The following is a 3747-nucleotide window of genomic DNA, read 5'->3' as shown; positions in this document are numbered from 1 at the left end:
TTGCACCGGCGGCATCCCTGCCGCCGTTAGGATCTTCTCTCAGCGTTTTCCGAGCGGTCGGTGCGCCAGCGTGCGCGTCTCGTGGCCGGCTGCCGCCGGCTACGCGGCCGCGGGGTACCGCGGCCGCCCGCATCCATGCGGCCCCCCGCCGAACATCCTGTTCATCGCCCCCGTCCGCGGTCCTCCCCGGCCAGGCTGGACTTTCTTCAACACGATGCCGATACTCCTGCATCGCTTTTTGCTTCTGGCGTGGTGGCGTTTTCGTGGTGGCCTCGCCCACAACCCTTTTTTCAGGAGACTGCCATGAAGGTCCTTACCGTTCCATCGAGCGGGTCCCAGGCCGGCACGACGGCCAGCCACAACCGATTCGGCCAGTACACGCGCAACCGCCGCACGCCCACCAACCCTCGCACTGCCAGGCAAGGCGTGGTACGTGCGGCATTGAGCGCCGCATCCGCTGCCTGGCGTGCCATCACCGACGCCCAACGCGACGGATGGAAGTCGCTCGGCCTCATGATGACCCGCACGGACAGCCTGGGCAGCACGTACACGTTGCAGCCGAATCAGGCGTTCGTGAGCGTGAACGCAGCCAACAATGCAGCGGGCAACACGTCTGTGTCCGACGCACCGGCGCTCGTGACGCCAACCGCTCTAGCCACCGTCACGCTGACTCTCACGGCCGTGGCGTTCTCGATCGCTTACACCGCGACGCCACTGCCAACCGGCGCTCGCCTGTTCGTGTACGCGTCCCCTCAGAAGTCCGCCGGCCGCAGCTTCGCCAATGACCTGCGCCTCATCTTCGTGTCTGCGGCCGCGGCAGCATCACCGGCCAACGTGCTAGCCGCTTACACGGCCAAGTTTGGAGTGCCAGTCAGCGGCAACCGGATCTTCCTGACGCTGGTGGTGTACCAGACAGGATTCCTCTCCGGCCCGTTCTACATCAGCCAAGTCGTCGCGTGATGGCCACCGGACGATCGTCCTGAACAAACGTATCGCTTTTGTGGAGAATGCCATGGAAAGTTTCACCGACAAGCAAGGCCGCACCTGGCCAGGCCCGTCGACCCTCGACGGCCGGGAGGTCACCGACGTAGACACCGCCACCAGGCGGGTACAGGTCCGCGTGAGCCACATCGAATTTGAGTGGGTCAACCCCGACCACTCGACAGGCCAACAAGTGAAGCGGACGCGCAAGCACAGGAAGGAACGAGCGTGAAAGCCTGGCGTGCCCGACAAGCGTGCGGCACCGCCCTGCCACCACCACCGGCGTTGCCGCTGATCGTGTCCGTCGTGAAAGTGGCCAGTGACACCTACCGCGTGACGTGGAGCCTCAGCGTAGCCGTCGTCACTGTCACGCCGGACACCGCCTTCCTCCTGGGAGGCGGCACGCCTCCCGACAGCGCTACGGCCGTCGATCCAACCCACGTCGACCTGGTCTTCGGCGACGGAGCCTTCCCGCCGCAGTCCTGGAGCCTCACCGCCCAGCCCAACTGGCTCTCGACCTCGGTCAGCGTGCCGCAGTCAGGGACGACCTCATGACGACGAAGATCGACGCCCGCCGCCGGCATGTCCGGCGGATCAACGGCCGGCCGATGGACTACACCAACCCGGCCGACTTCGCAGCCGCGGCGTTGACCCAACGGCAACGCAGAGGCTCGGCCTACACGCACCCCTACGTCCTCGGGTGCTTGGTCCTCCAGGAGGACGACGTAGTCGCCCTGCACGCCCTCACGACCACGCCCGGGGTCTACACCATGCCCGCCGGCGAGTTGTCGCCTCGACAACGCACCTGGTACCGCTGGCGAACGAAGCAGGCCGCCCGCCAATGGCTGCTCCGCAATCCGCAGCGAGCTCCCGTCCGCGTCGTGAACCTCGACACACTCAGCTGCGTTGCCTCGACGACAACAGATCCCGCCAGAGCAGGATCCGCGTTGCCCAACTGACAACGGGCCCGCCGCCATGGGCGTTGTCCGGCAGGCAACCTCGATCCGCCCTTGACGCCTCAGAGAGTCTCTGATAAATTGCCGCGTGCCAGCCTCAGGTTCTCACCCCGCTCCTGAAGGTTGGTGGCTAAACGCAACTGACGCCCGGCCGGACGCCTAACACACCGACCGGGCGTCCTTGTTTCTGCAAGGGGCTTGCAGGGCTGTGGCTGCAACGCTACGCTACGAAGCGTGTTAGGTGCATCATCCTCCCACACCCGTTGCGGCAGCCCCTTAAAAGCGGGGTCGGCCGGTACCCCGGCCGAGTCTTCTTCCGTTCATCCCCTAGAAACAAAGTCCCCGCCCGCCCCTTTAGTTCATCTCCGCGGACCTTGCGCCGGCCGGCCCGAGTTTGACGCCCAACCGATCCTCCCCGAGGAAAGCGCCGCGCGCCACGGCCCCCACGTCTGGCGGCGCTGGCAGGCGTGGCAATCACTCAACCGCCTACACGCCTCGACGAAGCGCCTCAACTCTTTCGCCAACTGCGGCTCGGGCAGTTGGATCGAAGCTCGGCGCGAGGATGGCGAGCTTAGGATTCGCTGCAACCGCTGCCACGACCGGTGGTGCCCCGCCTGCGCCACGGAACGCGCCGGCAAAATGATGGCCGTTCTCCAGGACCACGTCAGCGTGCGCAATTGCCGTTTCTACACGTTCACCCTGCGCCACAGCGACACGCCTCTCTCTGCGCAAATTGACCGACTCTACCGATCGTTCGCCGTCCTGCGCCGCCGCAAAGACTTCCTTGCCCATTGCCGCGGCGGCGCCGCCTTCTTCGAAGCCAAAATCAGCGAGAAAAGCGGCCTTTGGCACCCGCACCTACACGTGATCATCGAGGGCGTCTGGTGGGACCAGCGCGAATTAGCACGAGCGTGGCACTCTGTGACTGGCGACAGCACTGTCGTCGACGTCCGCGCCGTAGGCGACACGGACGGCACCTGCCGCTACGTGACCAAGTACGTGACGAAACCCGCGCACGACTCGGTCTACCGCGACCCCGACAAATTCGATGAGCTCGTCTCCGCGTTGGCTGGTCGCCGCCTCGCCACGACCTTCGGCACGTGGCGTGGCTTCAAGCTCAACGAAACTCCCGACGATCCAGGCGAGTGGGTTCCCCTGATGCCGCTGCACGACGTCGCCTCCCTTGCGCGCCGGGGAGATGAACAAGCCCTGCGCCTGATGACCTGCGCCGCGCGCAAATGGCCCCTCCTCGCCATCGCCTACGGCTGGCCACCCGCCCCGAGTTAACCCGCCTTGCGCGCCGGGACCTCTTGCGCGCAAAGTAAGAGCGCGAGGGGCGCGACTCGAAGGGGAGCGTCGACGTGATACGCGGCTTGGCCCAAGTTTGGCCGGCGTCCCCACGTCCCCCCGCTTAGGTCCTCGCATCCATGCTCGGGCGGCAGTTTTGGGCCGCGTAGTAGCTGCCTGCCGCGGGTCAGTCTGCCCCCTCGGCCGGTGTGTGCCTGGGCGCGGGCCTCGCCGCCGTCTGCGGCCCCGGCATCGTGCCTCTCGGGGCGGCTTCGCCGCCCCCCGCAGCCGGCGAGTTGCTCCGGCTCTCGCGCCGGGCTGCGGGGGGCGGACTCTCCCGCCCCGCCCGCCCCGCTTCGGCATCCCTGCCTCAGCGGGGGGCTTGCACCGGCGGCATCCCTGCCGCCGTTAGGATCTTCTCTCAGCGTTTTCCGAGCGGTCGGTGCGCCAGCGTGCGCGTCTCGTGGCCGGCTGCCGCCGGCTACGCGGCCGCGGGGTACCGCGGCCGCCCGCATCCATGCGG

5 protein-coding genes are annotated in these 3747 nt (G+C 67.1%); all 5 read left to right on the top strand.

What is annotated here, in order from left to right; all coding sequences use genetic code 11:
- Positions 1 to 303 precede the first annotated feature (303 nt).
- The gene (locus tag VGH54_RS29635; RefSeq protein ID WP_331515753.1) at positions 304 to 960 is read left to right on the top strand and encodes a hypothetical protein; all 657 of its coding nucleotides are present in this window, start codon (positions 304 to 306) and stop codon (positions 958 to 960) included.
- Between the two features lie 52 nt (positions 961 to 1012).
- A complete protein-coding gene (locus VGH54_RS29630) occupies positions 1013 to 1213 on the top strand; it encodes a hypothetical protein (protein WP_331515752.1) in 201 nt (66 codons plus the stop codon).
- Positions 1210 to 1536 (top strand): hypothetical protein, encoded by a 327-nt coding sequence (locus VGH54_RS29625; protein WP_331515751.1) that lies wholly within the window; start codon positions 1210 to 1212, stop codon positions 1534 to 1536. The genes VGH54_RS29630 and VGH54_RS29625 overlap by 4 nt, the downstream gene beginning before the upstream one ends.
- Positions 1533 to 1940 carry a hypothetical protein gene (locus tag VGH54_RS29620; protein WP_331515750.1) on the top strand — a complete coding sequence of 136 codons (408 nt, stop codon included), beginning with the start codon at positions 1533 to 1535 and terminating at the stop codon, positions 1938 to 1940. The genes VGH54_RS29625 and VGH54_RS29620 overlap by 4 nt, the downstream gene beginning before the upstream one ends.
- Positions 1941 to 2171: 231 nt before the next feature.
- Positions 2172 to 3224, top strand: a complete 1053-nt coding sequence (locus tag VGH54_RS29615) for a protein rep (protein ID WP_331515749.1) — start codon at positions 2172 to 2174, stop codon at positions 3222 to 3224.
- Positions 3225 to 3747: the final 523 nt, after the last annotated feature.

The organism is Mycobacterium sp. (assembly GCF_036488105.1).
Lineage (GTDB): Bacteria > Actinomycetota > Actinomycetes > Mycobacteriales > Mycobacteriaceae > Mycobacterium.
This window is presented reverse-complemented; position numbering and strand designations above follow the sequence as displayed.